We start from the raw sequence: 3,769 nt of genomic DNA, 5'->3' as shown, positions 1-3,769 counted from the left end.
CCGGTAGCTCGTCAGGCTCATAACCTGAAGGCCGCAGGTTCAAATCCTGCCCCCGCAACCAAATTCCCACAAAAATACACAAAATCGCTCAATCATATCCGATGTTCGTATCGTTGCGAGCTGGCTCCGGCTTCTCGCAGAAGACCGTTCGACCTAATATCGATGCACGGAAGCGAGTTCTATACGGACGCACCGCAGCGCGCTCATAACCCCAAGGGTGGGCAGCAAAAGGAACCGTTCCTGCGAAACAATCCCCCGACATACGCAACCAGGCATCAGCCAAAAACCAAATCAAAACCCGCCGTAACGCGGGCTTTTTTTTGACCAAAACCGCCTGGGGCAGCTGCAAAACTTCCCCGTCCCGACCATAACGACAAACTGACCTGTTTAAGCTATCAAACAGCCTCGTTATCAAAGGAAGACAATCGTGAACCTCGATCGCTCCGCGCTGGCTGATCTCAACATATTCGTGACAATCGTACGCCGCAAAAGCATGAAACTGGCCGCTATCGAGCTCGGCGTAACAACCTCCGCTATCAGTCATCGTATGAAAAAACTGGAGGCGGACTTGGGCGTGCGATTGCTCAACCGTACCAGCCGCTCCCTCACGCCGACTGAAGCAGGTGCGGCACTCGCGACACAACTTGAAAACGGACTGCGGACGATAGGGGAAGCCTTGGAAGCTCTGACCAGTCAGCGCGACTTTCCATCGGGGCGCATAAGGCTCAACGCGCTGCGCGATGCTGCACGGCTGATCATCGCCCCCATCTTACCGCGCTATACGCAAACCTATCCCGATATGCATCTCGACATCACTATAGATGACCAGATGATTGATATCGTCGCTGAGGGCTTCGATGCGGGGATCCGTTATGGTGATCGGGTGCCGCAGGATATGATTGGCGTTGCGCTGACCGGTCCCTTGCAATGGATCGTGGTCGGATCTCCGGCATTGATATCAAGGGCAGGGCGCCCCGAAACGCCGGACGATCTGCTCCGTTTGCCGTGTATAGAGACGAGGCTCGGGGACAATTCCCGATATGCATGGGAATTGGGAAACGGCGCTTCCTTGCGCCGGGTCGATGTGAAGGGGCCGATTTGCGCCAATGAAACCGAACAGGCTGTGGAAGCCGCTTTGGGCGGGATCGGCTTTGCCTATTGTCTGGAGCCATTGGTCGAGAACTACCTGGACGCAGGTGCGCTTGAAGCCGTGCTACCAGACTGGGCTTCGGAAGGTCCGCCCCTGACCATGTATTATCCGAGCAGACGACAGGTTCCATCTGGTTTGCGACGGCTGATTGATCTCATCCGCGAAGATCAGGGCCTCGCGAAATTGGTGGTCGCTGAGGAAGTCGGATCACGTTAAGAGCCGTTGTTGATTATTCGTCATTCTTTCGTTGAGTAACACTCAGCAGATTAGCGTTGCCTCGGCTCCCCTTCGGGATCAAATATGCGTCACACCTGTTATGCATGGTATCGGCGCTGTCTTCCATGCATGGTCAAACCATTTCACTCATGGAGATGCGTTATGCATTATTCTGCAGCGGCTGATCGCTATCAGTCAGATATGGTCTATCGCCGCACCGGTCGGAGCGGCATCGACTTGCCAGCGATATCGCTTGGCCTCTGGCACAATTTCGGTGGCCGGGATGTCTACGAAAACGGTCGTGCAATTCTCCGTCGCGCCTTCGATCTGGGCGTGACCCATTTCGATCTAGCGAACAATTATGGCCCGCCTCCCGGATCTGCCGAAGAAAATTTCGGTCGCATCATGGCCAGCGATTTTCGACCTTACCGTGATGAGATGATTATCTCATCGAAAGCCGGTTGGGACATGTGGCCGGGGCCTTATGGTGGCATTGGCGGCAGCCGCAAATATCTGATTGCCAGTCTCGACCAATCGCTGCAGCGGATGGGACTCGATTATGTCGACATCTTCTATTCGCACCGTGTCGACGCCACGACGCCTCTGGAAGAGACGATGGGAGCGCTTGCGCATCTGCATCGCCAGGGCAAGGCGCTTTATGTCGGTATTTCGAGCTATTCGCCGGAACTGACGCTGAAGGCGGCGGCGATCCTGAAGGAAGAGCGCGTGCCGCTTTTCATTCACCAGCCGAATTACAACATGTTCAATCGCTGGATCGAGAATGGGCTTCTCGATACGCTGGATGAACTGGGCACCGGTTGCATCGTGTTTTCGCCGCTGGCTCAGGGTTTGCTGACATCGCGCTATCTGAAAGGCATTCCGGAGGGAGCGCGGGCGAATCAGGGCGGTTCCCTGAAAGCCAGCGCAGAGAACGAAGAACTGCTGGCGCGCATTCGGGCATTGAACGCCATTGCGGAACGTCGTGGACAGACTTTGGCCCAGATGGCGATTGCCTGGACGCTTCGCGATCCGCGCGTCACCTCTTCGCTCATCGGGGCAAGCTCGGTCGCGCAGCTTGAAAACTCTTTGGGTGCTTTGAAGGGACTGGAATTCAGTGCCGAGGAACTGGCTGAAATTGACCAGTATGCGCATGATGGCGGAACCGACTGGTGGAAGAGCTCGACTTCGCTTTGAAGCGTCAAGTTTAACGAACAAAATGATAAAAGGCCGTACGCTTTGCGTGCGGCCTTTTTGCTGGAGTGCATCCCGAAAAGTGTGAAACGGTTTTCGGGATGCGCTTCAAAACAAATATTTAGAGCGCCGATCTGATTCAATCAGATCGAAATGCGCTCTAGAGCGTTTCACCTTTTAACGGAACCATATCCGGCGTTTTCCAAATAGTTTTGGCATTCGGCGGGCTGGATGGTTTCGACCAGCCTGCCGATATGACGCCATGTGTCTTCGATGGTGCGCTTTTGTGCATTTCTCATCCAATGCTTGATCTTGGAAAAGGCTTGTTCGATCGGATTGAGGTCCGGCGAATAGGGTGGCAGGAACCAGAGCCGCGCGCCAGCGGCTTTGATCAATTGACGGATGGTTGCCGACTTATGGCTGCCGAGATTGTCCATGACGACAATGTCGCCTGGCTTGAGCACCGGGACCAACTGCTGCTCGACATAGGCGCGGAAACACTGGCCGTTCATCGGTCCGTCGAAGACACAGGGTGCTGTAAGCTGATCGTTTCTCAAAGCGCCCAGGAATGTCAGCGTGCGCCAGTGGCCATGCGGTGCAAATGCCCGCAGTCGCTTGCCTTTTGGACCCCAGCCTCTGATCGGCGACATGTTGGTCTTGATCCAGGTCTCATCAATGAAGACCAGCCGTTCGGGATCAAGGTGATTTTGCAGGGTCTTCCAGCGCTGTCTTTTGCGAGCGACGTCGGCACGAGCTTGCTCAAGGGCGAATAGTGTTTTTTTTGAAGCGCAGCCCTTCACTGCGAATGAATTCCCAGATCGTATTGTGCGAGACGGAAATACCCCGCTCGGTCAACGCCGCCTTCAGGCCATGGAGTGTCAGGTGTGGGTTCTCGGCGAGCCGTTGCACAATGATATCACGATGCGGTTCGAGTATCCGCTTGCGGTGGCCGCCCATCTTGCCGGGATGAACCGATCCGGTCGCACGATGGCGCTGGGACCATTTTACGACTGAAGATGCGGCAATTTCAAACCGCGTCGCCACTGAACGAACGCTTTCGCCACTCAGCACGGCGGCAATAACGCGCTCTCGAAGATCATTCGATATCGGTGCGGTCATCCAACGCTGGCCTCCATCCAGCCAGCATCAGTGAATCAGAACAAAACTGATTTGGGAAGCGCATTCGATTCAGAGAAAAACGGAAACGCTCTA

Annotated in this window: 3 protein-coding genes; 2 read left to right on the top strand and 1 reads right to left on the bottom strand. The window is 55.1% G+C overall.

The features are described from left to right. Positions 1-427 precede the first annotated feature (427 nt). Both AAE521_RS26685 and mgrA read left to right on the top strand, forming a co-directional pair. A complete protein-coding gene (locus tag AAE521_RS26685) occupies positions 428-1,366 on the top strand; it encodes a LysR family transcriptional regulator (RefSeq protein ID WP_342062983.1) in 939 nt (312 codons plus the stop codon). 162 nt (positions 1,367-1,528) lie between these two features. Beyond that, entirely contained in the window at positions 1,529-2,560 is a 1,032-nt protein-coding gene (gene mgrA / locus AAE521_RS26680) for an L-glyceraldehyde 3-phosphate reductase (RefSeq protein ID WP_342062982.1), read from the top strand. 167 nt (positions 2,561-2,727) lie between these two features. On the opposite strand, the gene AAE521_RS26675 is transcribed toward mgrA, so the two are convergent. Further along, positions 2,728-3,676, bottom strand: a protein-coding gene (locus AAE521_RS26675; RefSeq protein WP_144405900.1) for an IS630 family transposase whose coding sequence is annotated in 2 segments (ribosomal slippage) — positions 2,728-3,339 and positions 3,341-3,676 — 948 coding nt in all. Because the reading frame shifts where the segments join, the coding sequence is not laid out codon by codon here. Between the last annotated feature and the right edge of the window lie 93 nt (positions 3,677-3,769).

The sequence above is a fragment of the Brucella cytisi genome, from assembly GCF_038433355.1.
Classification (GTDB): Bacteria; Pseudomonadota; Alphaproteobacteria; order Rhizobiales; family Rhizobiaceae; genus Brucella; species Brucella cytisi.
Note: the sequence above shows the minus strand (reverse complement) of the source record. Positions and strands in the feature narration are given on the sequence as shown.

Coding starts and splice junctions, on each gene's coding strand:
- mgrA (WP_342062982.1), top strand. CDS start 1,529: ATGCATTATTCTGCAGCGGCTGATCGCTATCAGTCAGATATGGTCTAT.